This window comes from Pelagicoccus sp. SDUM812005, assembly GCF_031127875.1.
Classification (GTDB): domain Bacteria; phylum Verrucomicrobiota; class Verrucomicrobiia; order Opitutales; family Opitutaceae; genus Pelagicoccus.
The window spans coordinates 354,201-380,063 of record NZ_JARXIA010000001.1; the positions used below are offsets into that span (position 1 = coordinate 354,201).

A 25,863-nucleotide genomic window follows, 5' to 3' on the forward strand; every position below is an offset into this window, starting at 1 on the left:
TGAATTTCTAAAAGACGTACCCATTGGGGTGCGTCTTTTTTTGTGATCGTTTGGAAGAGCGCTGGAGAAAGCGTCCGCTCAGGGATGGAACCTGTAGGGCGGACGCTGGCTGGTGTTCGGCGCTGCGCTGGGGTCTACTTCTTCTCCCAGACGGTGAGCTCGGCCACGTTGTGGTCGAAGGTGCGGGCGGTCTTGCGGAGCACGTATTCGATGTCCCTGGATTCGCCTAGCTGCTGGAAGTTGGCCGACAGGAGCTTTTCCAGCGTGTCGCGGGTGGTCACATTTTCTCCGTCGACCTTGAAGCCGCCGAGCCAGTGATCCTGTTCGGTGACGCTTTTCTGCCAGTCGTAGGTGGAGGAAACGACGAGCAGTCCGCCTGCGTTGAGTCGTTCGTGAACGGACTCGAGGAACTTGGCGGGGTTGTAGGAGCGCTCGAGCAGCGTATCGAGCAGGATGAGGTCGTAGCCGGTGTAGATGGGCTTCAGGTTGGCGAGGTCGCCTTGCATGAATTCGACGTTGTCGCGTACGCAGTCGAGCCCGAGGTCCTGCAGGTTGGCTTGGTGGAAGGAGACGATTTCGCCTTCTTCGGGCAAGGTGTACTGGGTGTAGCCTTTGTCCTTCATTTGCACGCCGATGCGGATCATGCGTGCGGAGAAGTCGATGCCGGTGACGGATTGGTAGCCGGCGGCGAGCTCGAAGGCGGAGCGACCGGTTTTGCAGCCGAGGGCGAGGGCTTTGCCGCGGGGACGCTTGGTGGCGAGGTCGAGGCAGACCTGGGCGATCTTCTCTGGGTAGTTGGCTACTCCGAAATACTCTTTGCCGTAGTTGAATTCGCAATACGGTACGACTTCGGGGTCGGTTTCCCAGGAGTCGTCGGGGATTTCTACGGGGGCGTCGCTTACGATGTAGCGGAAGCCGGCGTGCTGGTAGAAGTGGCGGCGGAAGGCGTAGCGCGAGTCGCGCATGAGCTCGTTGCCGGTGGAGATCCAGGAGCCGCCTTTGATGATGTTGTGCTTGGTGTCGAAAGTCGGCGTGGAAAAGTCGTCGTAAAGCGGATGGATTTCGAAGCCGGCGTAACCGCGGATAGGCGTCTCGGTGTGTTGCCAGACGTTTCCGACGATGTCGTAGAAGCCGTGCTTGAACTCGTGGGTATCGACGGGCACGGAGGACGCAGGGCCTTCGAGGTTTAGGTTGCCCGGGGCTTTTTCCCATTCAGGAGCGTCCGGAAGTTCGCTGTAGTCGAGAAGTCGATACCATTCCTCTTCGGTGGGAAGCCGGACCGGTTGACCGGTTTTTGCGGCCTTCCAGTTGCAGAATGCTTTAGCCTCGAGGTAGTTGGTTTCGGCCGGCCAGGACCAAGGCATATCGATTTCCTTGAGCATGGCGCGGAATTTATAGCTGCCGTCTTTTTGCGGAAGCCAGAAGCGGGGGCAGGTGGCCTTTTCGTAGGTGACCCAGTTCCAGCCTTCCTCGGTCCAGTAGTCGCGAGTGGTGTATCCGCCGTCTTGCACGAACTCTAGGTATTCTTTATTGGATACGAGGTACTTGCTGGCGGAGAAGGTAGTGACGTCCTTGCTGTAGCTGCCGTATTCGTTGTCCCAGCCGTAGTAGGCGTCGTCGCGGGACTTGCCGAGCTTGACGGTGCCGCCGGGGACTTCGATGAGCTCGTTGGTGGCGGGGGCGTTGTCCCGGTCGCAGATTTTCCAAGTCGGGTGCTGGCCGTCGAGCAGCTCGAGCGGGAGCTGGCGGATGAGCACGGAGCTTGTTTCGAGGTGGATGCGTTCGTGCTCGATGCCCATCATAATGGGCCAGAAGGGGCTCTCCCAGCCGATGGGAAGGTTGATCGGGAGCTCTGTGATGAGATTGTCGATACAGTCGCGAACCTTTTGGCGGTATTCGCGTACGTTGTCGGGGTCGGGCCATTCGTAGTGGGACTCGTTGAGGTCGTCCCAGGACATTTCGTCGACTCCGATGGCGAAGATGGACTCGAAGCTCGGATTGATGCGATCGACCTGTTTGGCGAGCACCAGCTTGTTCATGAAGAAGGTGGCGGTGTGGCCGTAGTAGAAAATGAGCGGGTGGCGCAGGGCGTCGGCGCGGGTGCGGTAGGCGACTTTTTCGAGGAGGGGCTCGAAGAGGGCTTCGTAGGCGTCGTAGGTTTCGTGGAAGTAGCGACGGATCTCCTCGCGTTTTTCTTCCGGATCGCCTTCGGCGAGGTTGACCGTGTAGGGCGTCTTTATCTCGGAGGGGGCCGATTTCGTAATCATAGTAAGCTAGTCGGTTGGAGTTGTACCTTTGGGTACGAACGAGGTTTCAGGGCGGCTGCAGGTGAATCGGTTACCGATCCAAACGCGCAGTAGCGGACGAAAGGCAAGCGTAGCCAAAAGCGGTAGCGACTCAAGGGGAAGCTTGCTTTGGGCGCATGGTCCTGGGCGGAGCCAAAAAAAACGGCGCTCGAAAAGGAGCGCCGGCTTGCGGTTTTCTTGGCTGCTTTTTGCCAGCCCATCTTTCCGGGGGGAAGCTGGGTGGCTAGAAGTCGCTCTCGATCTCGGGGATCTTGTTGTCGGTTTTGACGACGGTGACCGGGACCTTGTTTTTGATGGCGATGTTTTGCTCCTTGAGGAAGCGGGCTCCGACAGCTTCGCAGGCTTCGCCAACGGTCTTGCAGGGGTACTTGCGGCCTTTCTTGGAAATGTTGTATTCGTAGGTGGCGCGGATGAGGCGGTCCATGGTTTCGCCCACGGGATCGTCTTCGGGGATTTGGGCGACCCAGCCGACGTAGTCCTGGTCGGGAATGGTGCCGTTCGGGTCGGAGACGATGAGGACGAACTGTTTCTTGACGGTTGGCTCCTTGTTGGCCTTTTCCGCTTCCGCTTCCGCCGCTGCTTGTTCCTCGATCTGCTTGAGCACGGCTTGGATCATGTCCGGCTCGAGGTTGTTGTTGGTGAGGACTTCGTGAATCAGTTCTACGGAAACTTTTGGCATGGTGGTATTTCGGAGATTTTTTTACTCGTGTCGTGGTACGCGCTCTGCTGGCGTTTGTCTCTAACAGCCTTCTCAGATTTCCGCTCCTCCCACTCCATGCAAGAAGATATTTTCGACATCGTTGATGAAAACGATCAGGTCGTCGGTCAGGCGACCCGCTCCGAAGCCCACGCCAAGAAGCTGCGCCACCGCGCGGTGCACGTGTTGATCTTCAATAAGGAAGGGGAAGTCTTTCTGCAGAAGCGCTCGCAGACGAAGGACACTTGGCCGGGGGCTTGGGATTCTTCCTGCTCGGGGCATGTGGACAGCGGCGAGGATTATTTGACTGCGGCCCATCGAGAGCTGCAGGAAGAGCTCGGCTACGAGCCGGAGCAGGAACTGGAGATGCTTTTCAAGCTGCTTCCCTGCGAAGAGACGGGGGAGGAGTTCATCCATGTCTATCGAGTGACCGGCAACGGCCCGTTTCGCTTGAACCACGACGAGATCGAGATCGGGGAATGGAAGCCGATCTCAAAGCTGCTGGAAGGGGTGGGCTTCACTCCGGATCGTTACTCGAGCGCCTTGCGCTTGATCCTGGTCCGCTTGCAGGCGCTGCAGCTCCTGCCGACGACCTCTTAATTTCTAAAGGCGATGGCGAGTATTCACTCAAGCGCGATCGTTTCTTCCGAAGCTATCCTAGGCGAGGGGGTTGAGATCGGCCCGTATGCAATCGTCGAGGGCGACGTGGAGATCGGGGCGGGCTCCAAGCTGGAGGCCCATGCCGTTCTCAAGGACGGGGCTCGTATTGGAAAATCGGTTACAGTGGGAAATTTTGCCGTGGTGGCGGGCTTGCCTCAGGATTTGAGTTTCGATCCGTCGATCAGGACCTTTGCTCGAATTGGCGACAAGACGACCTTGCGCGAAGGCGTTACTATTAACCGAGCGACCAAGGAAGGCGGCTGCACGGTGGTAGGCGAGAGCTGCTTCGTGATGGCGGAGGCTCACGTGGGCCACGATTCGGTGGTGGGCAACAAAGTGGTGGTGGGCAATGCCAGCCTGCTCGGCGGGCATGTGAGCGTGGGCGACAGCGCCTTTCTGGGCGGCTGCTCGGGGATTCACCAATTCTGCCGCATCGGCGAGAGCGTCATGTTTGGCGGGCAGTCGACGGCGACTATGGACGTGGCTCCCTTTACGATTTTCGCGGAGCGCAACACCTTGTTCGGCTTGAATTTGGTGGGGTTGAGACGTCGCGGTTTTTCCAAGGAGACGATCGCGGAGCTGCAGCGGTGTTACCGTAAGGTTTTTCTGGGTACAGGAAATATGCGAGTATTAGCAGCTGAGGCGAAGGACGCGGGCGAGGGACTGTCGCCGGAGGCGGTCCGATTTCTCGACTTTTTTGCCGGCGGCAAGCGTGGCTTTGCGACGCCGGGGCGCTCGTCCAAATAATTTGCCATGAGACGAATAGCTATTACCTGCGGCGATCCTTCCGGTCTCGGTCCAGAATTGATCGAGGCCTGCTTGCGAGAGGAGGATTATGGGGATGCCCGCTTCGTCGTATTTGGAAGCAGGGCTTGGTGCGAGCGTCTGGAGGCGGCCGGAGGCGGGCGCGTGCGCGGGGTCGCTTTGAGCGATGCGGACTTCGTTGCCGGAACGCCGAACCCCGAGGGGGCACGTTTGGCGATCGCTGCCATGGAGGCAGCGGCCAAGGCCTGCGTCGATGGCGAGTGCGACGCGGTGGTGACCGGTCCGATTTCTAAGGCCTTGTGCGTGGAGGTCGGTTATCCCTTTCCCGGCCAGACTGAATTTTTTGCGGACCGTTGGGGTGGAGATCCCACCATGGCTTTCGTGGGCGAGCACTTGAAGCTTTGTTTGGCGACCTGGCATATCCCTTTGTCGGCGGTGCCGGCGGCCCTGGACGAGCTGACGTTTAAGCGCAGCGTGCGTTCCGCGAGCCAGCTGGGGCAGCGGTTGGGTTTCGACCAGCCGCGCATCTTGGTTTGCGGCTTGAATCCGCACGCAGGGGAAGGGGGCTTGCTCGGGAGCGAGGAGATGGAGCGCCTGAATCCGTGGCTGGCGGAACTGCGCGAGGAGTTGCCGTCCGCGTCGATCGAAGATTGCGTTCCCGGGGATACGGCATTTGGACGGGCCATGAAGGGGCAGGCGGACGTGTTGGTGGCGCTTTACCACGACCAAGGCTTGGCACCTTTTAAGGCGGTGGATTTCGATAGCGGGGTGAATGTGACCCTGGGGCTCAAGCACTTGCGGGTCAGTCCGGACCATGGAACTGGCTTCGAGATCGCCGGCAAGGGGATCGCCAGCAAGGGCAGTACGCACCATGCGATCCAGTTGGCTTGCCGCATGAAGTAGCGGCGGGACGCGGACGAGCGTCAGGCTGGACTTGATTTTGCGGAAAGACGCACCGATATTCCCGCCGTGCCAGAACAAGATGCAATTCAGTTGCCCGAGGGCGTTCGCAAAGGCGACGAGCGCCTGATCAAGCTCACCGCCGCCGCCGTAGCGAAGGTCGCGAAGCTCGCGGCCAAGGAGGCGGACAAGCCGTTCTTACGAGTCGGCATTTCCGGCGGCGGTTGCAATGGCCTCTCCTACAAGATGCGCTTCGTCGAGAACGCGAAGAAGGGGGATATCCTGGTGGATTTTGGCGGCGCCCAGGTGATCGTCGACAGCAAGAGCGCCCTTTATTTGAAGGGGACGCATCTCGATTATTCGGATGCCTTGATTTCCGGCGGCTTCAAGTTCAGCAACCCGAACGCGACCTCGAGCTGTTCCTGCGGGGAGAGCTTCAGCGTTTAAGGGAAATCTCGTATTTGGCTGGGCGGGAGGGCGTTTGTCACTTGGATTTCAAGAGTTTAGGCGTGATTAGTGTTGATCATGAGGGGAAAGCCGCGATTAGATGCTGCTTTCATTTGATTTAATCGAAGTACAAATATTGAATGCCAAAGCCACGAGGTAAGCGTAGACCCCCACGTAAAGTAGACCCATTCGCCCAAATTCGGCGAAATCACCGTATTCGGGTTCCCAAAATCCGAGTCGTAGGACCGGACGGAAAGCAGTACGGTGTAATGGACACAAAAGAGGCTTTGGAAGTCGCACAAGGAGCAGGACTCGATTTGGTCGAAGTCGCGGCTCAGGCTCGTCCTCCGGTCTGTCGCATCATGGACTTCGGCAAGTACGTGTACGAGCAGCAGAAGAAGTCCAAGGACAGCAAGACGACTTCGAGCAAGGTGAAGGAAGTCAAGTTCCGCCCGCGGGTGGAGCAGCACGACTACGAAACCAAGCTGCGTCGCGCCGAGCTCTTCCTCTCCAAGGGCAACAAGCTCAAGCTCACTCTTTCCTTCCGCGGTCGCGAAATGTCGCACACGGAAATCGGATTCGAAACCATTCGCCGCGCGATCGCCGATCTCGAGACGATGGGGCATGCCGACAACCAGCCCCGTTTGATCGGCCGCAATATCAACGTAATGGTTTCGCCACTACCGGCCAACAAGCGCAAGCCGAAGTTCCTCCGCGAGGACGACGACCACGACGAAATCGAAGCTTCCGAGCACCATGACGAAGATCATGGCGACGACGATGCGGACGACGTGGTAGGCGAAGACGCCAAGGAGTAGTTGATCGAAACGGATCGCTGATTTCCAAAACACGGATGCATCTTTTCAATCGAAGCGGCACGCTCACAGTAGTAGGCGTTGCCGCTTCTTTTTTGTTTAGCGGTTGCCAGAGCACGAACTCCGACCAGGCCGAGGAGACGGGGGAATTCGTGCCTCCGGTCCAGGCTGCTCCGGTGGAGCTCCAAAGCGAGGTGCCGAGCGAGGAGGACATCGCCAAACCGAACGAGGCGGAACTTCGGGAGTTGGAAGAGGCTTTGGCCGCGGAGGCTCAATCTAGGTTGAAAGAGCCGCGTTCGCTCTCCGAGCAGGCCAAGTTTTTCGGAGCGAAGGCGACTCGCCTTGCGGAGACGAAGCAGTGGAAGCTGAGCAAGGGAGACCGGACGCTGATCCTGAAGGAAGATAGCCGCATCGCTCAGCTCGATGGGGTGAAGGTCATCTTGGACGCGCCGTTGAAACGGGTTCGCGGCAATTGGCTGCTAGGGGAGAGCGATCGCCGGATCGTGCTCAATTCCGCGTTTGGAGCCTCGAAGGCCGGAGGCATTGGCGCGGGAACGATCGTGATTGATCCGGGGCACGGAGGCATTCACGACGGCGCCAAGAACGAGCGGATCGGCATCAAGGAGAAGGAGTTGGCGCTCGACGTTTCGCTTCGGCTTCAAGGGCACCTCGAGGCTCAGGGCTTCAAGGTCGTGCTCACCCGTTACGACGATCGCCATATCGAATTGAAGGACCGGCCCAGCGTTGCCAACGGTTTGAAGGCGGACCTTTTCGTCAGCGTGCATTTCAACGCGGCTGGCAAGCCGGAGCCGGTGGGGCTGGAGACTTACATGTTTACGCCAGCTGGCTATCCCAGCAGTTCGGCCACGGAAGTGGGAGACGACGCGATCCCTTATCCTGCGAACGGCTTGGATCTGCAGAATTTCGAGTTGGCCTACGCTATCCAGAAGTCGATGCTGACGCGGCTGGGTCGCGAGGATCGGGGCGTTAAAAAGGGTCGCTGGGCAGTTCTGAAGACTTTGGAATGCCCGGGAGTCTTGGTGGAGTGCGGGTTTGTTTCCAACGATGACGAAGCCTTGCTGGTAAGTACGGCTGGCTATCGGGAGCGAGTCGCCCAGGCTTTGGCGGAGGCTATCCTTGGATACGCAGGGGTGGAAGCGGATAGCTAGGCGAAGCGATTCGGCATGGACTTGAAGTCGATACTTATCGTGGGGCTGGGAAGCGCGCTCGGCGGCAGCTTGCGATACGTGACGGTGCTTTGGGTGGACCGGAAGGCGACGGGGGATTTTCCGTTCAGCGTCTTGGTGGCAAATGTCGTGGGCTCTTTTTTGATCGGGCTGCTGCTTCCTTTGTATTCAAAGTTTGGATGGGGCAAGGATGAGGCGGTTCCGCTCTTTTTGTCTTTCGGTTTGCTCGGGGGCTATACCACTTTTTCGACCTTTTCGCTGCAGACGCTCAAGCTCTTGCAAGGGGGCTACTATGGTTTGGCGGGCTTGAATGCGGCGGGGAGTTTCGTGGCTTGCTTGTTGGCAGTCTTTTGCGGCTGGAAGCTAGGGCAGCTTTTGTGGGGCTAGGGTATCGATCCTGCATCGCGGTCACAGGCTAAGGCGGGCGGCGCTACGGAATGAAAAAGCCGCGTTCCAGATCTTGGATACGCGGCTTTGTTGAAATGATTTTTCGTTCGGATTAGATCTTGTCGATGATCTTGTCGGCGAGACCGTAGTCGATGGCCTCTTGGGCGCTCATGTAGAAGTCGCGATCGGTGTCGGTCTGGATCTTTTCGAGCGGCTGTCCGGATGCCTCGGAGAGGATGCGGTTGAGCTCTTCGCGAGTCTTTTCCATGTCTTGGGCGAAGATGTGGATGTCAACCGCTGGGCCTTGGAACTGCCCGCCGATGAGCGGCTGGTGGATGAGGACCTTGGCGTGCGGGTAGAGCAGGCGGTTGCCCTTCTTGGGCGCCGACAGGAGAATGGATCCCATGGAGGCGGCGAGGCCGGTCACTACGACGGTTACCTCCGAGGAGATGAGCTTAATGGTGTCGTAGATGGCGAGGCCTGCGGTTACGGATCCGCCGGGAGTGTTGATGTAGAAAGTGATGTCTTTGCCGGGAGCGTCAGCTTCGAGGTAGAGCAGCTTTTCGGTGACGTCCTTGGCGGATTCGTCGGAAACTTGTCCCCATAGGAAAATCTTACGCTCTTCCAGGAACTTCTTCTGGATCTGCGAGCCGATTGGAGATTCTGATGATTTGTCTTCTTTTTTGGGCATCTTGTAAATTGTTGGTTGTAGTTGTTGGTAGCCAACAAGCTGCGATTGGCAAGGAATTCGGCGAAAAAGGCGAGAACTGAAGTTCTCGCCTTTGCTCAAAGTTTTCGATGGCGAGCGGGCTCGCGGTTGGCCTAAACGAGGCCGAGGATCATGCGGCCTTCTTCGCTGATCATGCTTTGGTCCCAAGCTGGCTCCCAGACGAGGTTGACCTCCGCTTCGTCGGCGCCGGGAACGAGCAGGATCTTGCTCTTGGCGTCTTCGGCGATGGCGGGCCCCATGCCGCAACCGGGAGCGGTCAGGGTCATCTGCACGACGACCTTGTTGGCGCTGTTCTCGGTTTCTTCGACGACCATGGAGTAGACGAGGCCGAGGTCCACGATGTTGACCGGGATTTCGGGGTCGTAGACGTTGCGGAGCTGTTGCCAGATGGCCTCTTCGTCGGGGGCTTCGCCGGAGGGTTCGGCCTTCGACTGCTTGGCGGCTTCTTCGGCTGCAGCTTGCTCTGCGGCGATGTCGGATCCGAGAGCGTCGGCGTCGCGACCGTCGATACGGGCGAGCCCGTAGTCGGTCATGACCGTGTAGCTGCCGCCTAACTGCTGGGTGATGTGTACTTTTGAGAGAGCGGGGAGCTGGATGGGCTCGCCGCTGGGAATTTGTACCGCTTCAACCTCGCGAGTGAGGCTGCGTTGCTGCTGCTCTTCTGTTTGCATGGTAGTCTATTGTGGTTCGCTGATCCAGGGCTGCGTGAGGCGGGCGCCTTCTACTTGGAGCGGCGTGTGAACTTGTTTTGGATGATCCGGCGGGCGTTTTCCGCTACGGTTTCGCAGGAGATGCGTTCGAGGACCTCCTCGAAGAAACCGTAAACGATTAACTCCTGCGCTTTCTCGCGCGGAATGCCGCGAGCGAGCATGTAGAAGATCTCTTCGTCCTCGATCTGGGAGGTCGTGGCGCCGTGGCTGCACTTGACGTCGTTGGCGTCGATTTCCAGTCCGGGCAGCGAGTTGGCTTCCGCGGTGCCGCTGAGCAGGAGGTTGCGGTTGGTCTGGTAGGCGTCGGTTTGCTGGGCGCCGGGGTCGACCTTGATCAAGCCGGAGAAGATGGTGCGGGCGTTGTCTACGAGCGCGTTCTTGAAGAGCAGGTCCGAAACCGCGTGCGGGGCGGAGTGGGTCTGCAAGGTGCGCTGGTCGATTTCCTGCTCGTTGTCGGCGACGGCGAGGGAGAGCATTTCCACCTTGGACCCGGAGCCTTTGATTTGGCCGTGGGTTTCGGAGCGGTAGCGCTTGCAGCCAACGTTGACGCTGATGGTCTTAACGTTGGAGTCCTTGCCGGCGACGTTGGAGTTGAGCTGGAAGCCGAGCGTCTGCTCATTGAAGTTTTGCAGCAGGGTGTAGTCTACGGTGGAACCGACGCCGGCGAAGATGTGGTTCACGCCGCAGGAAAAGGCGGCTGCGTCTTCGGTGGCGGAGAGGTTGGCTTCCACGAGCTTCACTTTGGCGAAGTCCTCGGTGATGACGAGGGTGTGCGGGAAGATGGCGGAACCGGCGTTGATGCTCCAGTTGTAGACGACGAAGGCGTCTTCGATCTCCACGCCCTTGGGAACGTAGAGCAGGGCTCCGTTTTCCATGAAGGCCTGGTGCAAGGCGGCGAACTTTTCGGAGCCAAGGTCGGCCTTCTGCTTCATGAAGTAGTCCTTCACGATGTCGGCGTGCTTGGTGATCGCTTCGCGGAAGGGCGCCCAGATGACGCCTTTTTCCGCGAGCTCTGGCGAGATGCGGTCGGCTTGCAGGGTTTGGTCGTCGCCGAAGACGAAGCGTCCGGAAAAGTTCTCGATGAAGTTGGAGCGGGCTACGAGGGAGGCGGCGTCGCTGATGCTAGGCAGGGCGGCGAACTTGACGTCGTCCAGCTCGAGGCCTTTCACGGTGGCGAAGCGCCAGGGCTCGTCGCGGCGGGTTGGCAGGGCGATGTTTTCGAAGGTTTCGAAGGCTTCGGCCTTGCTGCTTTTCCACCATGCTGGAGCTGTATCCAGATCTTCGATATGGCGATTGAATGCCTCTTTGATCGGATTGATCGCGTCGCTGCTTTCGCTCATGGGTGTGTCTGATGTAAGTGAACTCACTTGGTATTTGAAAATTGGAGATTCAAAATTTGAAGATTCGGACTACCCGACGGAGCCTTCCATTTCCAGTTCGATGAGGCGCTTGAGCTCCACGCTGTATTCCATGGGGAACTGGCGCGTGAGGTCGTTGACGAAGCCGTTGACGCTGAGGCTCATGGCTTCGCCTTCGCTCAGGCCGCGTTGCTGCATGTAGAAGATCTGTTCCGCGGAGACCTTGGATACGGAGGCTTCGTGCTGCACGGCGTTCTTGTTGCCGCGAACGGTGATGGCTGGGTAGGTGTCGGTGCGGGAGTTCTCGTTGATGAGGAGAGCGTCGCACTCGGTGTTGTTTTTGCAGCCCTTGAGGTTCTTGGGCATGTGGACCTGTCCACGGTAGGTGGAGCGGCCTTTGCCGACGCTGATGGACTTGGAGATGATGTTGCTGGTGGTTTCGTCCGCCGCGTGGATCATCTTGGCTCCGGTGTCCTGGTGCTGTCCGTCGTTGGCGAGGGCGATGGAGAGTACTTCTCCGCGAGCCTTCTTGCCCTTGAGGACGACGCCTGGGTACTTCATGGTGAGTCGGCTGCCGATGTTGCAGTCGATCCACTTGACGGTGGCGCCTTCGTGGGCGATGGCGCGCTTGGTCACGAGGTTGAAGACGTTGGAGGACCAGTTCTGTACGGTGACGTACTCGATCTTGGCGCCGGGCATGGCGACCAGTTCCACGACTGCGGAGTGCAGGGTGGCGGTGTCGAACTTAGGGGCGGTGCAGCCTTCCATGTAGGTGACCTCTGAGCCTTCGTCGGCGATGATGAGCGTGCGCTCGAACTGGCCGAAGTTTTCCGCGTTGATGCGGAAGTAGGCTTGCAGCGGGTGGCTGACCTTGACGCCTGGCGGCACGTAGATGAAGGAGCCGCCGGAGAACACGGCGCTGTTGAGGGCGGAGAACTTGTTGTCGCCGGTAGGGATGACCTTGCCGAACCACTTCTTGAAGATTTCCGGGTGCTTCATGAGGCCTTCGGTGGAGCCCATGAAGATGACGCCCTGCTTGCCGACGCTCTCCTTGATGTTGGAGTAGGCGGCTTCGGAGTCGAACTGGGCTTCGACGCCGGCGAGGAACTTGCGTTCGTTTTCCGGGATGCCGAGGCGTTCGAAGGTTTGCTTCACGTCGTCAGGCACGTCGTCCCAAGACTTGGAGGCGCGGCTGCCGCCGGACAGGTAGTAGCGAATCTTGTCGAAGTCGATGTTCTCGAGGTCCTTGGTTGCCCAGTTGGTGGGCATGGGCTTGGACTCGAAGACCTTGAGGGCGCGCTTGCGGAAGTCGCGGATCCATTGGTCCTCTTCTTTGACGTCGCAAATGTAGTCGATAACCTTTTCGGAAAGGCCGATTCCTGCGTCGTACTTGTGACTTTCGGTGAAGCGGAAATTGCCTTTCTCGCGATCGACTTCGATCTCTGAATTTGGTGTAACCATGATTTGGGTACTTGGTTCTAGGTTTTAGGTGCTAGGTTCGTTGATAACCTAGAGGCTTAGGAAGCGGCGGCTTCGCCGGCGAGTTCCTTGACCCATTCGTAGCCCTTGCTTTCGAGTTCGAGGGCGAGTTCCTTGGGGCCGCTCTTGACGATGCGGCCGTCGTACATGACGTGAACGACGTCAGGCACGATGTAGTCGAGGAGGCGTTGGTAGTGAGTGATGACGAGGGCGCCGAGGTTGGGGCCGCGCATGGCGTTGACGCCTTCGGAAACGATCTTGAGGGCGTCGATGTCGAGGCCGGAGTCGGTTTCGTCGAGGACGGCGTACTTCGGGTTGAGCATGGCCATCTGGAGGATTTCGCAGCGCTTCTTTTCGCCGCCGGAGAAGCCGTCGTTTACGGAGCGGGCGGTGAACTTGCGGTCGATCTTGAGCATGTCCATCTTGGCGTAGAGTTCCTTGTAGTACTCGGGCGCGTTGAGCTCCTCGTCGTCGGGGAGGCGAGCGTTGAGGGCGGCGCGGATGAAGTTGGCGATGGTGACGCCTGGGATTTCCATCGGGTACTGGAAGGCGAGGAAGAGGCCGGCGCGGGAGCGCTCGTCCGCTTCGAGCTCGAGGATGTTTTCACCGTCGATATAAACCTCGCCGCTGGTGATCTCGTAGTCCGGATGTCCGGCGATCGCCTTCGCGAGCGTGCTCTTGCCGGTGCCGTTTGGACCCATGATGGCGTGCACTTCGCCCTTTGGAACCGTGAGGCTGAAGTCTTTTAGGATCTGCTTGTCGCCGATGCTTACGTTGAGGTTCTTGATTTCGAGTGTGTTGCTCATGATCTGAATGTGTTTTGTCCGCTGCTTTGGCTGGCGGGTTTGTTATTTAGAAAGGTTTTGCTTGGGTTTAGGATCTGGCTGCCTTGCCGCGGAAGGTGATGTCGATGGAGCTGACGTCGAATCCTTCGGGGAGGAGGTGGGTCAGCTGGGAAATGGTGGCGGGGTCGAGCTGCACGTCGTAGATGGTGCCCGACTCGTTGTCGTGGAAGTGGGCGTGCTCGGTGAGGTTGGGGCAGTAGCGGGTGGATTCGCGCTCGAGGTGGACCTGCTTGACGAGGTCGCACTGGACGAGGGTATCGAGGCAGTTGTAAACCGTTGCGAGCGAGATGGTTGGCATTTCTTGCTTGGCGCGGGCGAAGATTTCGTCGGCGGTGGGGTGGTCCCGCTTGGATAGGATCGCGTCGTATACGATCTCGCGCTGGCGAGTCGAACGAAGACCGGAAGCGGCGAGCTTCTGGTGGAGGATCTCTGATCTGACTTCGTTGTTCATTTGGATTTTGGCGGCGTTCTTATTTAGAATAACTCTAAGTCGCAGTATCAAACTGGAATAATTCTAAATATCAAGTGAAAATTGGAATCGTTCCAAGTAAAGGAAAAAGCAGCGTTTGTTTCAGAAGCCCGCCGGAGGCAGGGAAGCCTGTTCGGCTTCGTCAGGTGGGAGCTGCGGGGGAGGCCTAGCGGCGAATCCGATCGGCTGGGCTACAGCTTCTGGATGGAGTCGGTGAGGGCGACTTCGCCGGCTTGTACGACTTGGCAGAGGATGCCGCGGAAGCGGTGCGGCTTGTTTTCGGGGAGGTTTATCCACTTGATGGATTCGCTGCCGTGGCGCTTGTTCCACTTGGAACAGGCGGTATTGAAGACGTCGGAAACCTCGATGACGGCGGTGCCGATCTTGAGGCGTTGGCCGACGGGCAGGTTTGCTTCCGAGAAATCCATGTCGGCGATGATGTTGTCGCCGGGGTAGGTCATGCAGTCGGGATCGCGGCGGATGAGCTGCAGGATGCGGGAACCGAGGATACAGACTTGGATGCGTGGATCGGGCTTGCCGTCGGCGGTGTACATCCAGGTTTTTCGTATCCAGCGATCGCCTACGACGCCTTGTTCGGGGTGGAGTTGAAGTTTGGATACGAAGGTACGTTCGCCTTCGTTGGGGCGCACGCACAAGGTGAGGATGGGGGCGTGGTCCTTGGGAGCGGCGAGGGCCCAGTCGCGTCGGGCGTTGAGGAATTCGATGGTTGCTTGCTGGGACATGGTTCTAGGCGTCGAGCGGATCGGCGTGGGTGGCTTGGGCGGGGAGCAGGGCGGTTTCCAGTTGAAGCAGCCAGCGCGAGATGAATTCGTCCATGTTTTCCTGGGCGTTTCGCAGCGCGTTCAGGCTGTTGTCCAGCTTTTGGAAGATGTTTTCTTTGTCGGAGCTGGAAACTTGCTTGGAGTAGTGGATGAGCTTGAGGAGGTTGGTGATTTGCTTGATGACGCGAATGCGCTGGGCTTCGACGTTTTGGGCTTCCTTGGCTTGGATTATCCGGAGGCTTCGTTCGTGGAAGGCGAGACCCTGGGCGAGCCAAACGGGCCGTTCTTCGGCTGTGAGCACGCCGTTGGCGCAGGCGGTGAGCAGGGCGCTGGCAAGGTCGTTTGCGCCTTCGGGGTATTCGGTGTTCTGCGGCGAGAGCTGCTCGACTTGTTGGAGCCGGTAGCTGGGCGGCTGTTCTGGGGAGTCTTTCGTCTGGCCTTCGATCAGGAGGCGGCCGTAGTGGGGGATTTCTTTGAACCGCCCCATGAGGGCGTAGAGTAGGATGAGGTTCGCGATGGAGTAGTGGCCGGCCGCTCCGGTAGCTCGGGCGAACACGGCTTTCATTTCCGATTCGGCTTGTTTCCAGAGTTTGGCGGCGGCGTCGGAGTGGGCGAGGGGCTCGTTGGCACAAGCGGCGAGGCGGATCGTCGCTTGCGGCTCTTTGCTCAGGATGGCTCCCAGCCACATGGCGACGTAGGCCCGGTTGCCGGAGCTCAGGTCCACGATATCGGGCGCCTTTTTGGCGGTGGCGACTTGGATGGCGCGGGAGTACTGGTCGTAGGCGGCGGCGTAGGAGTCGGCGATTTCCTTATGGGACTGCGGGTTTTGCAGGCCGATCTGCTCGAGGCTGTGCAGGGAAAAGGCGTATTGGTGGAGGGCGATGGGGGAGTCCTTGAGCAGCTTGACGGCTTGTTTCGCCTTTTCTTGGTTGTCGCGAGCGATGAGGATGGCTTGTTCCTCGTTGTCGTACTTGCCGATGCGGTGGAGCCACTGGTTGGTGAGAAAGCAGAGGAGGGTTGTGGCGAGGCCTTTGTATTTGGAGCGGAGGGCTTTGGTGGGGAGGCGTTCCTTGTCCTCGCAAAGCTGCAAGACGTGGGTGAGGCGGTTTTTGGAGCGTTCCAGGTAGGCGGTGTTGGTGCGGCGGTAGGCGTTCATGGCCGCGAGGTAGAGCTCGGCTAGGAGGAAGCTGGGGTCGTCCTCGAGGGCGAGTCGAAATTGTTGGGCGGCTTCTTCGAACTCGTCGCTGTCGGCTTCGCCGGTTTGGTAGATCTTTTCCCAGATGCGGAAGGCTTGGTCGTAGTGGCGGAAGGCGGCGTAATGGGTGGTGAGCTCCGCGGCGTTCATCTCGTGGTACATGCGGCATGCGGTTTCGCGGATGCAGGTCTCGAGGGTCGACTCGTCGACTTGGATGTCGTGCGTGTTCTCGTTTTGGGAGAAGGCGTGGGCGCTGACGTTGTCTGGGCGAGAGCGGGCGATGGAGATGCGGAAGGAGCGCTTGTTGACGGTTCCCTTGAGCGGCTTGGAGAGGATGGAGATGAGGTTGCTTTGCAGCGGGAAGGCGTATTCGACGAAGTCGAGAATGCGATCGAGGAGCGTGGGTTCGTTGCGGGCGGATTTGTCGATCTGCCGGAACTCGCTGGCAAAGGCTTTTACGAAGCCGATCTCGTAGCCTTCTGAGAGGCGGTTCAGCTCGGATCGGAGGAGTCGGTCGGCTTGTTTGAAGTCGCTTCCGAGGGCTTCTTTGGTGCCGGGGGCGAAGAAGTAGAGGATGTGCTTGCGGTAGCGGAAGGCTCGGAGACCGATGGAGCCGAGGTAGAGTGCGATCAGTCCGTAGAAGACGTACTTGACGAGGGGCGACTGGGGGCCGAATTCGACGGCCAGCAACGCGAGGACGAGGATAACGATCAGCGCGTTGCGGAGGGCGGGCAGGGCTTTCGCTTTCCAGAAGGATTGGGGAGGAGCGGGGTGCGGCGGCGAATTCATTGAGTGAGGAGCTTAGGCTTTAAGGAATCCGGAGGATTCTTCCCACTTGGAAATGGGGGTCTCTCCGTCGCCGAGGTAGGTGGTGTCGAGGAAGTAGCGTAGGAAGTCCTTGGATACGTCTTCCGCTCCGTCGCGGCAAATCTTGTGGTATTCGGGAAGCGGCGGACTGGCAGCGGTAAAGGGGTGGCTTGGGGAGGACGCGTTTGCAGGGCAGTCGAGGGTGTAGGCGATGCGATAGGGGGCGTTTGGCGAGTTCCAGCGGAAGGCGGGCACGGGCTGGAGTCCGTAGGCGAATTCCCTTTCGCGGAAGGCGGGTATGTCTTCTATGAATACGCGGGTGAGGATACCGTTGTATCGGTCTTCCGGGCGGTAGGTGGCTTTGCTGTCCAGGGCGGCGAAATCGCCTGTTTTTTGGTAGCGTTTTTGCAGGAAGGCTGCGGGGAAGCGGTAGGAGTATTGTCGGCGGGCTCCAAAAACGATGGCAGGTTCCCGTGCGGCTCGGTCCGAGGTGTCGATGGTGCGGGCTGCGGAACCAAGGGAAAGGAGGCTGCCGTAGCCCACGAGCCAGAAGTAGCTTTGCCCCTCGCTTTTCAAGGCGCTCTCCAGGGTGTCCCATGGGTAGGGGTAGGCGGGCGCAGCCTTGGCTTCTTCGATGGCGGCTTGGATTCGTGCTTCGGAAATCTGTGGGTACATCGCGGCGTTGGGACGGATACGGTAGGAGTAGGGCTAATCGGAGGGGCTGATGGCTGCAATGAGAATTCGGACCGGAGTTCCGCCCATAAAAAAACGCTGCTTTGGAGAAGCAGCGTTTGAATAGAAGTACGGGCTCTGCGGCGTGGCCCGAGGTTCGGACCTAGAGGGAGTGGATGGCGGCTCCGTCGACTGCGAGGCCGGCTTCCTTGATCGCTTCCGAGATGGTCGGGTGGGCGTGTACCGTGCGACCGAGGTCTTCGGCGCTGCCGCCGTATTCCATGTGGGTCACGATTTCGGAAATCATTTCGCTGGCGCCCTTGGCTACTATTTGCCCGCCGAGGATCTTGTCGGTCTCGGCGCAGGCGATGATCTTGACCATGCCATCGGTGGCGTCGGACGCGATGGCGCGACCGTTGGCCTGTAGTGGAAATTTGCCTACCTTTACAGCGATGCCCTTTTCTTTGGCTTGAGCCTCGGTGAGGCCGACGCCGGCGACTTCAGGCTCGGTGTAGATGACGTTAGGGATGACGTCGTAGTTTACGTGGCCGGCCTTGCCGGCGATCATTTCCGCGAGGGCGACGCCTTCCTCTTCCGCTTTGTGGGCGAGCATGGGGCCGCGAACGATGTCGCCGATTGCGAAGACGCCTGCGGCGCTCGTTTTGAAGTGGTCGTCGATCTCGATGAAGCCGCGTTTGTCGGGCGTGATGCCGACGGTGTCGAGGCCGAGGTTTTCGGTGTAGGGCTTGCGGCCGACCGCCACCAGGACCTTGTCGGCGGGGACGGTCACTTCCTTGCCCTTCTTTTCGGCGACAACGATGAGCTTGCCGTCGATTTCCTTGGTTCCGGTTACCTTCGTATCGGTATGGATGGTGAGGCCTTGCTTCTTGAAGCTGCGCTCGAGGAGTTTGGATACGTCCGTATCGTAGCCGGCGGCGACGTTGGGGAGGAATTCGAGAACGGTGACCTTGCTGCCGTAGCGGGCCCAGACGGAGCCGAGCTCGAGTCCGATGGCGCCGGCTCCGATGACGACGAGGTTTTCCGGGACGGAGTCGAAGGCGATGGCCTGGTCGCTGGAAACGATGGTTTCCCCGTCCTGCTTGAGGAAGGGAAGGTCTACGACGGCGGAGCCGGTGGCGAGAATGATGTTCTTCGCGGAAAGGGCTTCCTTGTCGTCGACGGCGATTTTGCCTTCGCCGAGGAGCTTGCCGTGTCCTTCGAAGCGGGTGATGCCGCGCTTCTTGACCAGCATGTCGACGCCGCCGGTGAGTTGCTTCACGACCTTGTCCTTCTTTTCCATGACGGTCTTCAGGTTTAGGGAAACCTTGCCGTCGATTTCGATGCCGGCCGCCTTGGCGTTGTGGGCGGCGAACTCGAATTGCTCGCTGGTGTGGAGCAGGGCCTTGGAAGGAATGCAGCCGACGTTGAGGCAGGTGCCGCCGAGGGCTTTGCGCTTTTCAACGAGGGCAGTCTTGAGCCCGAGCTGGGCGCAACGGATGGCGGCTACGTAGCCACCTGGGCCACCGCCGATTACGGCTACATCGAATTGGGACGAATCTGACATGTTGTCTTTGGGAACTGCGAATGATCGCGAAGGTTCGCTGGTCTAGAAGGTGCTGATTGAAGTTAAACTTCGAGAAGGAGGCGGGCTGGATCTTCGAGGGCTTGCTTGACCTTGACGAGGAAGGTTACCGCTTCCTTGCCGTCGACGATGCGGTGATCGTAGGAGACGGCGAGGTACATCATAGGACGGATTTCAACTTGGCCGTTGATGGCGACCGGGCGTTCCTGGATCGTATGCATTCCGAGGATACCGCTCTGAGGGGCGTTAAGGATCGGCGTGGACAGCATGGAGCCGAAGATGCCGCCGTTGGTAATGGTGAATACGCCGCCTTGCAGATCATCGATGCCGATCTTGCCTTCGCGGGCTTTGTTGGCGTAGCCGATGATGGCTTGCTCGATTCCGGCGAGGCTGAGCTGGTCGCAGTCGCGAACGACGGGAACCATCAGTCCTTTCGGAGTGGATACGGCGATGCCGATGTCGTAGAAGTGGTTTTGTACGATCTCGTTGCCGTCGATTTGGGCGTTGATGCCTGGGACTTCCTTAAGGGCGTTGACGACGGCTTTGACGAAGAGGGACATGAAGCCGAGCTTCACGCCGTTTTTCTTAACGAAGGCGTCCTGGTACTTTTTGCGCAGTCCCATTACGGCGCTCATGTCCACTTCGTTGAAGGTGGTGAGCATGGCGGCTTCCTGCTGGGCTGCCACGAGTCGCTCGGCGATCTTGGCGCGGAGCGGAGTCATGCGCTTGCGCGAGGTGCGCTCGCCGGTGGGAGCAGGCTTCGCGGCCGGGGCCTTGGCGGCGGCGGCTGGCTTGCTCTCTTCCGCTGGCATGCGGGAAGCGGGCGTTGCCTTGAGCATGTCGCCCTTGGTGACGCGTCCATCCTTGCCGGTGCCCGTCACGGTGGCGGGATCGATCTTTTCTTCCTCGGCGATGCGGCGAACGGCGGGCGAGATGGCGTCTGACTTCTGCTCGGGCGCCGGCTTTTCGGCGGCCGGTTCTTCGGAAGTTTCCTTCGTATCCGACTTTTCTGACTTTTCCGGCGCGGCAGCGGATTCGTCGATGGTTGCGATGACGGCTCCGATGTCGACTTCGTCGCCTTCGGCTGCAGCGAGGCTGATGACACCTGCGACTTCGGCGAGACCTTCGGAGGTGATCTTGTCGGTTTCTAGTTCGTAAAGGACCTGGTCCTTTTCGACGTAGTCTCCGTCTTTAACGTTCCACGCGGCGATGATGCCGGACGTGATGGATTCGCCGAGGGCGGGCACTTTTACTTCAGTTGCCATGCTGTATCAGAATTGTCGTTACAAAAATTAAAGGGTGAAAGCGTCTTCGAGAAGCTGGGCGAGTTCCTTCTTGTGGAGGGCCATGACGCCGACGGCGGGGCTGGCGGACTCGCCGCGTCCTGCATAGGCGGGCTTCTTCTTGAAGGTTTCTTCGAGCTTGGGCGCGATGTAGGTGTAGGCTCCCATGTTTTGGGATTCTTCCTGGCACCAGACGAGGTTCGTGACCTTGCTGTACTTCGCGGCGATCTCTGCGAGCTTTTCGGTGTGCAGTGGATACAGCTGTTCGACGCGAATGATGGCGGAGTGTTTGTCCTTGATCTCAGCCTGCTTCTTGCGGAGGTCGTAGTAGACCTTGCCGGAGCAGAGGATGAGTCGCTTGGTCTTGGAAGCGGTTGCTTGATCGTCGTCGAGGATTTCCTGGAAGGAGCCGGACTCGAAATTGCTCCATGGCGAGGCGGCATCCTTGAGTCGCAGCATGGACTTGGGGGCCATGATGACGAGTGGCTTGCGGAACTCGCGCATCATTTGGCGGCGCAGCACGTGGAAGTACTGGGCGGAGTTGGTCATGTTGCAGACCTGGATGTTGTCTTCCGCGCAGGACTGGAGGAAGCGCTCGAGGCGGGCCGAGGAGTGCTCGGGGCCTTGGCCTTCGTAGCCGTGGGGGAGGAGCATCACGAGTCCTGAGACGCGTCCCCACTTGGATTCGGAAGAGGTTATGAACTGGTCGATGATGACTTGGGCGCCGTTGGCGAAGTCGCCGAACTGGGCTTCCCAGATGCAGAGCATGCGTGGGTAGTCGAGCGAGTAGCCGAAGTCGAAGCCGAGCACGGCAGCTTCCGAGAGGAGCGAGTTGTAGACGCAGAAGCGAGCTTGGTCCTTGTCGATGTTGAGCAGGGGGATGTAGCGCTCGTCGGTCTTGACGTCGTGGATAACGGCGTGGCGGTGGCTGAAGGTGCCGCGTTCGGAGTCCTGGCCGGAGAGGCGCACGGGGGTGCCTTGGTTCAGGAGGGTGCCGAAGGCGAGGGCTTCGCCGTAGGCCCAGTCGATGGGCTCGTTGTTTTCGAAAGCGGTCTTTCGGTTGTCGAGGAAGCGCTTGATCTTGCGGTTCGGCTTGATGTGGTTGGGCAGGCGGGTGAGGCCTTGCACGACCGTACTCAGAATCTCCTTGCTGACGCCGGTCTCGACGGGGTCGAAGTTGAACTTGGGCTGGAAGATGGCGTTGGAGCCGGCGAGGGCTTTCTTGACCTCGATCTTGGATTCGGCCGCCTTCTTTACTCGATCGAGCGAGTTGGCGAGGGAGGTTTCGTATTCCTTCTGGATCTTGGCGACCTCGTCCTTGGTCAAGGTGCCTTCTTCGATGAGGCGCTTGGTGAGGATTTCGCTGACGGGCGGATGCTTGGAGATCTTGTCGTAGAGATCCGGGTTGGTGAACATCGGCTCGTCCGCCTCGTTGTGGCCGTGCTTGCGGTAGCAGTACATGTCGATGACGACGTCTGCGCCGAACTTTTGGCGGTACTCGATAGCGAGCAGGGTGACGTAGACGACGGCGAGCGGATCGTCGCCGTTTACGTGGAAGATGGGGGCTTCGATCATCTTGGCCACGTCCGTGCAGTAGCGCGTGGAGCGGGCTTCCTGCGGCGTGGTGGTGAAGCCGATCTGGTTGTTGACGATGATGTGCAGGGTGCCGCCGGTGCGGTAGCCAGGAAGCTGCGAGGAATTGAGGACTTCGGTGACGAGGCCTTGTCCTGCGAAGGCGGCGTCGCCGTGCACGAGGACGGGGAGGACCTTGTCGCGCTTGGTGTCGTTGAGGATGCGCTGGCGGGCTCGGGCCTTGCCTTCCACGACGGGGTCGACGGCTTCGAGGTGGGAGGGGTTGGAGGCGAGTCGGATTTCGACGTAGTGGCCTTCCTTGGTTTCGATGACTTTCTCGTAGCCGAGGTGGTATTTTACGTCGCCGTCGCCGCCGACGGTATTTGGAATGTACTCTTCGCCGAATTCCTCGAATACGAACTCGTAGGATTTCTTGAGGGTGTTGGCGAGGACGTTGAGGCGGCCGCGGTGGGCCATGCCCATGACGACTTCCTTGATGCCGAGGCGTCCGCAGTGTTCGAGGACGTTGTCGAGACAGGGGATGAGGGTTTCGCCGCCTTCGAGCGAGAAGCGCTTTTGGCCGGTGTAGCGGGTGTGCAGGAAGCTTTCGAAGGCTTCGGCGGCGAAGACCTTGCGCAGGATGCGGGTCTTGACGGCGTCGGAGAATTCGATGCGGCCGAGGGCGGGCTCGATCTTGGTCTGGATCCAGCGGCGGGCCTCGGTGTTCTGCATGTGCACGTACTCGTAGCCGATGCTGGAGCAGTAGGTCTTGCGGAGGGCGTCGATGAGGTCGCGCAGCTTCATGGGCTTTCCGTCGAGGAAGTGCCCGGAGTTGAAGGAGGCGTCGAGGTCGGCTTCGCTCAGTCCGAATTCCTCGAGCGCGAGGTGCGGATTTTGCGGGGTGGTCTCGTCGAGCGGATTGATCTTCGCTTGGGTGTGGCCGAGGCTGCGGTAGGCGTAGATGAGGCTCGAGACGTTCATCTGCTTGGCAGCGCTGCTGGTAACCTCGCCGGAGGAGCCTTTAGCGGTTTTTCTGGCGGGAGCGGTCGCGAGGGCGAGCTCGAAGCCTTCGAAGAAGGCCTGCCATTTCTCGTCTACCGAAGCGGGGTCTGCTTTCCACTTCTCGTAGTTGAGATCGATCAAGTCAGCGTTAGAACGCGTTGCGAATGTGACCATTCCTGTATGTCCCTAAGGGTGTGATGGTGTTGGGAGATTGTTAAAAAGTAAGCACCACCGTTAAGCACGCAGGAGTAGGGAGTAAAGCAAAACGGGTTAAATAATGGGAGCTATTAGTTAACAATGGCTTGGTCCATGAGCGAATTCTGATTTTTGGGATAGTTTGATGAATGAAACGGCTCGCGACGGGGCTGGACGGGAGTAACGTTTGGGTGAACATCGGGCTTGCGGCGGGCTGGCGGGGCGTTTGATTGGGAGATCGAGATGATTGAAACGCACATCAAGGATTCGTTGCTGAGGCTGAAGGATGCGATCGCGGGAGCGGACGCGGCCCAGATCAAGCAAAGCATGGGGGAGATCGACGGGGCCTTGGCGGAGCATCGTCGCGAGATCGACCCGCAACTGCGGCACTTTCTCAAGAATCGCAGCTATATGAAGGCCTTGGCCTTGTTGCAGCACGAGACGGACATCCCGAAGGGGCGTTGCGCAGGGCGAAAGGATTTTTCCTAGGATGGGCAAGGGCAAGAAGCGGATCTCGACGGAAGGCGGGAAGGATCTAGGCGCGAATCCGTTCGGTGCCTTGGATTTGGGCGGCTTGCCGAGCGGTCCTGCGGCGCCTCCGGCGCAGCCGAAACCGTCTCGCAAGGCGGAGAGGAAGGACCGAGGCCGTTTGGACGTGAAGCGGGAAAAGTCGGGCCGCGGCGGAAAAACGGTAACGGTGGTTTCCGGTTGGAAGGGAATCGCGGCCGAGGAAAAGACTGTATTGGCGAAAACCATACAGAAGCGTTGCGGCGTCGGTGGAGCCGTAAAGAACGGCAATATCGAGATCCAGGGCGACAAACGCGAAGAAACCCGGGCAGTCCTGGAGGACGCTGGGTTTCGCGTGGTATTTGCGGGAGGTTGAAGTTCGCTAGGCTCCGCTTTGGGTAGCGGCGCGGAAGGCTGACATGAGCTCGGTGGCTACGTCGGAGCGGTTGAGGGCGTAGAGGTGTACGCCGGGCAGGCCTGCTTCGATGAGGTCTTGAATTTGCTCGGTGGCCCAGCGAATGCCGATTTGGCGGACAAGGTCGGCGTTGTCGCCGGCGTCGTTGAGGTGCTTTTCGAGCTCGGCGGGCAGGCTCGCTCCGCACATGCTGGTGATGCGCTTGATCTGCTTGACGGAGAGCACCGGCATGATGCCCGGGATGACGGGGACGGCGATGTCGAGCTTGTCGGCTTCGTCGAGGAAGCGGTAGAGGTCGCCGTTGTCGAAGAAGAGTTGGGTGGTGATAAAGGAGGCTCCGGCGTCGACCTTGGTCTTGAGGTGTCGCAGGTCGGTGGCGAGGTCCGGGGCTTCGGGGTGCTTTTCCGGGTAGCCGGCTACACCGATGGAGATGTCGGGGTGGAGTTCCTTGATGAAGGCCACGAGATCGGTGGCGTAGGCGAAGCCGTCCTTGGCGACCACGAAGGAATCGCTGTCCTTGGGCGGGTCGCCGCGCAGGGCCATGATGTTGCGGTAGCCGGACTGGTAGAGGCCGTCGATGGTTTCGGCGAGTTCGTCGCGGCTGGCTCCCACGCAGGTGAGGTGGGGCATAATGTTGTACTCGTGGTCTTGGCGCAGGAGGTCGCAGGCTTTGGCCGAGCGGTCGCGGGTGCTGCCGCCCGCTCCGTAGGTCACGGATACGAAGTCCGGCTGATAGATGGCGAGGTCGTCGGCGGAGTCCATGAGCGCCTCGAGGGCTTCGTCCGTCTTGGGCGGGAAAAACTCGACCGAAAGGAGGGGCTTTTCGGCGGAAAAGAGTTGGCTGATGGGTGTCTGGCTCATGCGTTTCTGGAAAAGGGCTTTAAGATATCAACGTATCAGGATTTGTTGATATGTATGCTTTGTTGCGTGAATCAAGCTGAAATTTGAGGGGGTGGCGCGAAGGGGTTCTCAACCTACCGCCCTTGTTACACGGCGAGGTCGGCTTCGTTCTTGAGCTTGAGCTGTCCGCAGGCGGCGGCGATGTCGTGTCCCTTTTCGCGGCGGATGGTGACGGAGACGCCGCGGTTGCGTAGTCTATTATAGAAGACGTCTTGTCGGGTGATGGAGGGGCGTTTCCACTCGAGGCCGTCGACGGTGTTGTAGGGGATGAGGTTGACGTGGGCTTTGAGGTCGAGGGCGATCTTGATGAGGGCGTCGGCTTGCTCGAGGGTGTCGTTGATTTCCTCGATGAGGATGAACTCGAGGGTGATCATGCGGCCTTTGGTCTGGGCGTACTTCTGGATAGCGGGGAGGAGCTGCTCGAGGGGGTACTTGCGGTTGACCGGCATGATTTGGTCGCGGACTTCGTTGGTGGCTCCGTGCAGGGAGATGGCCAGGCGGAATTGCTCGCGCTCGTCGGCCAGCTCGAGGATGCGGGGGACGACGCCGGAGGTGGAGATGGTGATGCGGCGGGCGCCGAAGTTGAGTCCCCAGTCGGCGTTGAGGATGCGCAGGGCGGGCAGGAGGTTCTTGTAGTTGGCCATGGGTTCGCCCATGCCCATGACGACGATGTTGTCGAAGGAGGCGATCTCTTCGGAGGCTCGCTCGGTGGTGGCGTCTTCCATGTGGCAGACGTGGATAAGCTGGGAGACGATTTCTCCGACGGAGAGATCGCGTTTCCAGCCGGCCAGTCCGGACGCGCAGAACTTGCAGCCGTAGGCGCAGCCGACTTGGGTGGAGATGCAGATGGTTTTGCGGGAGTTTTCTTGTCCGACGCCGATTTGGGGGGCGCGGATGACCACGGTTTCGACCATGGAGTTGTCGCCCATTTGCAGGAGGAGCTTTTCGGTTTCGTCGGCGGATTCCTTGGCGAGCACGCGTTTGGAGGGGGCGATTTCGAAGGTCGCGGCCAGCTTTTCGCGCAGCGGCTTGGGCAGGTTGGTCATGGCGTCCCAGCTTCTGGCCCGTTTCTTGTAGAGCCATTCGAGGACTTGCTTGGCGCGGAATTTGGGTTCGCCGAGTTCTTGGAATCGGTCTTGCAGGCTGTCGAGCGACTCGCCGTAGATGGGTGGCTTTTCCGGAACGTACTTCATTTG

At 59.4% G+C, this 25,863-nt stretch carries 25 protein-coding genes; 9 read left to right on the forward strand and 16 right to left on the reverse strand.

What is annotated here, in order from left to right; all coding sequences use genetic code 11:
- Positions 1 to 134 precede the first annotated feature (134 nt).
- Positions 135 to 2,267: a 5-histidylcysteine sulfoxide synthase gene (ovoA, locus tag QEH57_RS01270; protein ID WP_309004851.1), complete on the reverse strand. Its 2,133-nt coding sequence runs from the start codon at positions 2,265 to 2,267 to the stop codon at positions 135 to 137.
- 262 nt (positions 2,268 to 2,529) lie between these two features.
- Complete coding sequence (locus QEH57_RS01275) at positions 2,530 to 2,985, reverse strand: hypothetical protein (RefSeq protein WP_309004852.1); 456 nt, start codon at positions 2,983 to 2,985, stop codon at positions 2,530 to 2,532.
- 96 nt (positions 2,986 to 3,081) lie between these two features.
- Between QEH57_RS01275 and QEH57_RS01280 the strand changes: the two genes are divergently transcribed.
- From QEH57_RS01280 to QEH57_RS01310, 7 genes are all read left to right on the forward strand, one after another.
- The gene (locus QEH57_RS01280; protein WP_309004853.1) at positions 3,082 to 3,603 is read left to right on the forward strand and encodes an NUDIX domain-containing protein; all 522 of its coding nucleotides are present in this window, start codon (positions 3,082 to 3,084) and stop codon (positions 3,601 to 3,603) included.
- 12 nt (positions 3,604 to 3,615) lie between these two features.
- A complete protein-coding gene (lpxA, locus tag QEH57_RS01285; RefSeq protein WP_309004854.1) occupies positions 3,616 to 4,410 on the forward strand; it encodes an acyl-ACP--UDP-N-acetylglucosamine O-acyltransferase in 795 nt (264 codons plus the stop codon).
- Between the two features lie 6 nt (positions 4,411 to 4,416).
- Positions 4,417 to 5,331 carry a 4-hydroxythreonine-4-phosphate dehydrogenase PdxA gene (pdxA, locus tag QEH57_RS01290; RefSeq protein WP_309004855.1) on the forward strand — a complete coding sequence of 305 codons (915 nt, stop codon included), beginning with the start codon at positions 4,417 to 4,419 and terminating at the stop codon, positions 5,329 to 5,331.
- A 66-nt stretch (positions 5,332 to 5,397) separates the two neighbouring features.
- Positions 5,398 to 5,775, forward strand: a complete 378-nt coding sequence (locus QEH57_RS01295) for an iron-sulfur cluster assembly accessory protein (RefSeq protein WP_309004856.1) — start codon at positions 5,398 to 5,400, stop codon at positions 5,773 to 5,775.
- 140 nt (positions 5,776 to 5,915) lie between these two features.
- Positions 5,916 to 6,593, forward strand: coding sequence for a translation initiation factor IF-3 (infC, locus tag QEH57_RS01300; protein WP_309004857.1), 678 nt, complete (start codon positions 5,916 to 5,918; stop codon positions 6,591 to 6,593).
- A gap of 35 nt (positions 6,594 to 6,628) precedes the next feature.
- On the forward strand, positions 6,629 to 7,759 hold the full coding sequence (locus QEH57_RS01305; RefSeq protein ID WP_309004858.1) for an N-acetylmuramoyl-L-alanine amidase: 1,131 nt from the start codon (positions 6,629 to 6,631) through the stop codon (positions 7,757 to 7,759).
- A 15-nt stretch (positions 7,760 to 7,774) separates the two neighbouring features.
- Positions 7,775 to 8,164 (forward strand): CrcB family protein, encoded by a 390-nt coding sequence (locus QEH57_RS01310; RefSeq protein WP_309004859.1) that lies wholly within the window; start codon positions 7,775 to 7,777, stop codon positions 8,162 to 8,164.
- Between the two features lie 112 nt (positions 8,165 to 8,276).
- On the opposite strand, the gene QEH57_RS01315 is transcribed toward QEH57_RS01310, so the two are convergent.
- The 12 genes from QEH57_RS01315 to QEH57_RS01370 form a co-directional block, all read right to left on the reverse strand.
- Positions 8,277 to 8,855 (reverse strand): ATP-dependent Clp protease proteolytic subunit, encoded by a 579-nt coding sequence (locus QEH57_RS01315; RefSeq protein WP_309004860.1) that lies wholly within the window; start codon positions 8,853 to 8,855, stop codon positions 8,277 to 8,279.
- Between the two features lie 131 nt (positions 8,856 to 8,986).
- Complete coding sequence (gene sufT, locus QEH57_RS01320) at positions 8,987 to 9,565, reverse strand: putative Fe-S cluster assembly protein SufT (protein ID WP_309004861.1); 579 nt, start codon at positions 9,563 to 9,565, stop codon at positions 8,987 to 8,989.
- 50 nt (positions 9,566 to 9,615) lie between these two features.
- Complete coding sequence (gene sufD, locus QEH57_RS01325) at positions 9,616 to 10,944, reverse strand: Fe-S cluster assembly protein SufD (protein ID WP_309004862.1); 1,329 nt, start codon at positions 10,942 to 10,944, stop codon at positions 9,616 to 9,618.
- A gap of 69 nt (positions 10,945 to 11,013) precedes the next feature.
- Positions 11,014 to 12,423, reverse strand: coding sequence for a Fe-S cluster assembly protein SufB (sufB, locus tag QEH57_RS01330; RefSeq protein ID WP_309004863.1), 1,410 nt, complete (start codon positions 12,421 to 12,423; stop codon positions 11,014 to 11,016).
- 56 nt (positions 12,424 to 12,479) lie between these two features.
- Positions 12,480 to 13,247 (reverse strand): Fe-S cluster assembly ATPase SufC, encoded by a 768-nt coding sequence (gene sufC, locus QEH57_RS01335; RefSeq protein ID WP_309004864.1) that lies wholly within the window; start codon positions 13,245 to 13,247, stop codon positions 12,480 to 12,482.
- Between the two features lie 67 nt (positions 13,248 to 13,314).
- Positions 13,315 to 13,737 (reverse strand): transcriptional repressor, encoded by a 423-nt coding sequence (locus QEH57_RS01340; RefSeq protein ID WP_309004865.1) that lies wholly within the window; start codon positions 13,735 to 13,737, stop codon positions 13,315 to 13,317.
- Between the two features lie 209 nt (positions 13,738 to 13,946).
- Positions 13,947 to 14,498 carry a hypothetical protein gene (locus QEH57_RS01345; RefSeq protein WP_309004866.1) on the reverse strand — a complete coding sequence of 184 codons (552 nt, stop codon included), beginning with the start codon at positions 14,496 to 14,498 and terminating at the stop codon, positions 13,947 to 13,949.
- A 4-nt stretch (positions 14,499 to 14,502) separates the two neighbouring features.
- On the reverse strand, positions 14,503 to 16,521 hold the full coding sequence (locus QEH57_RS01350) for a hypothetical protein (protein ID WP_309004867.1): 2,019 nt from the start codon (positions 16,519 to 16,521) through the stop codon (positions 14,503 to 14,505).
- 12 nt (positions 16,522 to 16,533) lie between these two features.
- A complete protein-coding gene (locus tag QEH57_RS01355) occupies positions 16,534 to 17,214 on the reverse strand; it encodes a hypothetical protein (protein WP_309004868.1) in 681 nt (226 codons plus the stop codon).
- A 160-nt stretch (positions 17,215 to 17,374) separates the two neighbouring features.
- The gene (lpdA, locus tag QEH57_RS01360; protein ID WP_309004869.1) at positions 17,375 to 18,775 is read right to left on the reverse strand and encodes a dihydrolipoyl dehydrogenase; all 1,401 of its coding nucleotides are present in this window, start codon (positions 18,773 to 18,775) and stop codon (positions 17,375 to 17,377) included.
- Positions 18,776 to 18,837: 62 nt separating this feature from the next.
- Positions 18,838 to 20,058 (reverse strand): 2-oxoglutarate dehydrogenase complex dihydrolipoyllysine-residue succinyltransferase, encoded by a 1,221-nt coding sequence (gene odhB / locus QEH57_RS01365; RefSeq protein ID WP_309004870.1) that lies wholly within the window; start codon positions 20,056 to 20,058, stop codon positions 18,838 to 18,840.
- Between the two features lie 27 nt (positions 20,059 to 20,085).
- Complete coding sequence (locus QEH57_RS01370) at positions 20,086 to 22,824, reverse strand: 2-oxoglutarate dehydrogenase E1 component (RefSeq protein WP_309004871.1); 2,739 nt, start codon at positions 22,822 to 22,824, stop codon at positions 20,086 to 20,088.
- 264 nt (positions 22,825 to 23,088) lie between these two features.
- Here QEH57_RS01370 and QEH57_RS01375 point away from each other — a divergent pair, with 264 nt between their 5' ends.
- Both QEH57_RS01375 and QEH57_RS01380 read left to right on the forward strand, forming a co-directional pair.
- On the forward strand, positions 23,089 to 23,334 hold the full coding sequence (locus tag QEH57_RS01375) for a hypothetical protein (RefSeq protein ID WP_309004872.1): 246 nt from the start codon (positions 23,089 to 23,091) through the stop codon (positions 23,332 to 23,334).
- 1 nt (position 23,335) lies between these two features.
- On the forward strand, positions 23,336 to 23,728 hold the full coding sequence (locus QEH57_RS01380) for a translation initiation factor (RefSeq protein ID WP_309004873.1): 393 nt from the start codon (positions 23,336 to 23,338) through the stop codon (positions 23,726 to 23,728).
- Positions 23,729 to 23,734: 6 nt separating this feature from the next.
- On the opposite strand, the gene metF is transcribed toward QEH57_RS01380, so the two are convergent.
- Together metF and rlmN are read right to left on the reverse strand one after the other, a co-directional pair.
- Positions 23,735 to 24,628 carry a methylenetetrahydrofolate reductase [NAD(P)H] gene (metF, locus tag QEH57_RS01385; protein ID WP_309004874.1) on the reverse strand — a complete coding sequence of 298 codons (894 nt, stop codon included), beginning with the start codon at positions 24,626 to 24,628 and terminating at the stop codon, positions 23,735 to 23,737.
- A 125-nt stretch (positions 24,629 to 24,753) separates the two neighbouring features.
- The gene (rlmN, locus tag QEH57_RS01390) at positions 24,754 to 25,860 is read right to left on the reverse strand and encodes a 23S rRNA (adenine(2503)-C(2))-methyltransferase RlmN (protein ID WP_309004875.1); all 1,107 of its coding nucleotides are present in this window, start codon (positions 25,858 to 25,860) and stop codon (positions 24,754 to 24,756) included.
- Positions 25,861 to 25,863 lie beyond the last annotated feature (3 nt).

Bases quoted from the DNA above. Each gene is read 5' to 3' on its own strand.
- ovoA (WP_309004851.1), bottom strand. From the start codon at position 2,267: ATGATTACGAAATCGGCCCCCTCCGAGATAAAGACGCCCTACACGGTC.
- QEH57_RS01275 (WP_309004852.1), bottom strand. From the start codon at position 2,985: ATGCCAAAAGTTTCCGTAGAACTGATTCACGAAGTCCTCACCAACAAC.
- QEH57_RS01280 (WP_309004853.1), top strand. From the start codon at position 3,082: ATGCAAGAAGATATTTTCGACATCGTTGATGAAAACGATCAGGTCGTC.
- lpxA (WP_309004854.1), top strand. From the start codon at position 3,616: ATGGCGAGTATTCACTCAAGCGCGATCGTTTCTTCCGAAGCTATCCTA.
- pdxA (WP_309004855.1), top strand. From the start codon at position 4,417: ATGAGACGAATAGCTATTACCTGCGGCGATCCTTCCGGTCTCGGTCCA.
- infC (WP_309004857.1), top strand. From the start codon at position 5,916: ATGCCAAAGCCACGAGGTAAGCGTAGACCCCCACGTAAAGTAGACCCA.
- QEH57_RS01305 (WP_309004858.1), top strand. From the start codon at position 6,629: ATGCATCTTTTCAATCGAAGCGGCACGCTCACAGTAGTAGGCGTTGCC.
- QEH57_RS01310 (WP_309004859.1), top strand. From the start codon at position 7,775: ATGGACTTGAAGTCGATACTTATCGTGGGGCTGGGAAGCGCGCTCGGC.
- QEH57_RS01315 (WP_309004860.1), bottom strand. From the start codon at position 8,855: ATGCCCAAAAAAGAAGACAAATCATCAGAATCTCCAATCGGCTCGCAG.
- sufT (WP_309004861.1), bottom strand. From the start codon at position 9,565: ATGCAAACAGAAGAGCAGCAGCAACGCAGCCTCACTCGCGAGGTTGAA.
- sufD (WP_309004862.1), bottom strand. From the start codon at position 10,944: ATGAGCGAAAGCAGCGACGCGATCAATCCGATCAAAGAGGCATTCAAT.
- sufB (WP_309004863.1), bottom strand. From the start codon at position 12,423: ATGGTTACACCAAATTCAGAGATCGAAGTCGATCGCGAGAAAGGCAAT.
- sufC (WP_309004864.1), bottom strand. From the start codon at position 13,247: ATGAGCAACACACTCGAAATCAAGAACCTCAACGTAAGCATCGGCGAC.
- QEH57_RS01340 (WP_309004865.1), bottom strand. From the start codon at position 13,737: ATGAACAACGAAGTCAGATCAGAGATCCTCCACCAGAAGCTCGCCGCT.
- QEH57_RS01345 (WP_309004866.1), bottom strand. From the start codon at position 14,498: ATGTCCCAGCAAGCAACCATCGAATTCCTCAACGCCCGACGCGACTGG.
- QEH57_RS01350 (WP_309004867.1), bottom strand. From the start codon at position 16,521: ATGAATTCGCCGCCGCACCCCGCTCCTCCCCAATCCTTCTGGAAAGCG.
- QEH57_RS01355 (WP_309004868.1), bottom strand. From the start codon at position 17,214: ATGTACCCACAGATTTCCGAAGCACGAATCCAAGCCGCCATCGAAGAA.
- lpdA (WP_309004869.1), bottom strand. From the start codon at position 18,775: ATGTCAGATTCGTCCCAATTCGATGTAGCCGTAATCGGCGGTGGCCCA.
- odhB (WP_309004870.1), bottom strand. From the start codon at position 20,058: ATGGCAACTGAAGTAAAAGTGCCCGCCCTCGGCGAATCCATCACGTCC.
- QEH57_RS01370 (WP_309004871.1), bottom strand. From the start codon at position 22,824: ATGGTCACATTCGCAACGCGTTCTAACGCTGACTTGATCGATCTCAAC.
- QEH57_RS01375 (WP_309004872.1), top strand. From the start codon at position 23,089: ATGATTGAAACGCACATCAAGGATTCGTTGCTGAGGCTGAAGGATGCG.
- QEH57_RS01380 (WP_309004873.1), top strand. From the start codon at position 23,336: ATGGGCAAGGGCAAGAAGCGGATCTCGACGGAAGGCGGGAAGGATCTA.
- metF (WP_309004874.1), bottom strand. From the start codon at position 24,628: ATGAGCCAGACACCCATCAGCCAACTCTTTTCCGCCGAAAAGCCCCTC.
- rlmN (WP_309004875.1), bottom strand. From the start codon at position 25,860: ATGAAGTACGTTCCGGAAAAGCCACCCATCTACGGCGAGTCGCTCGAC.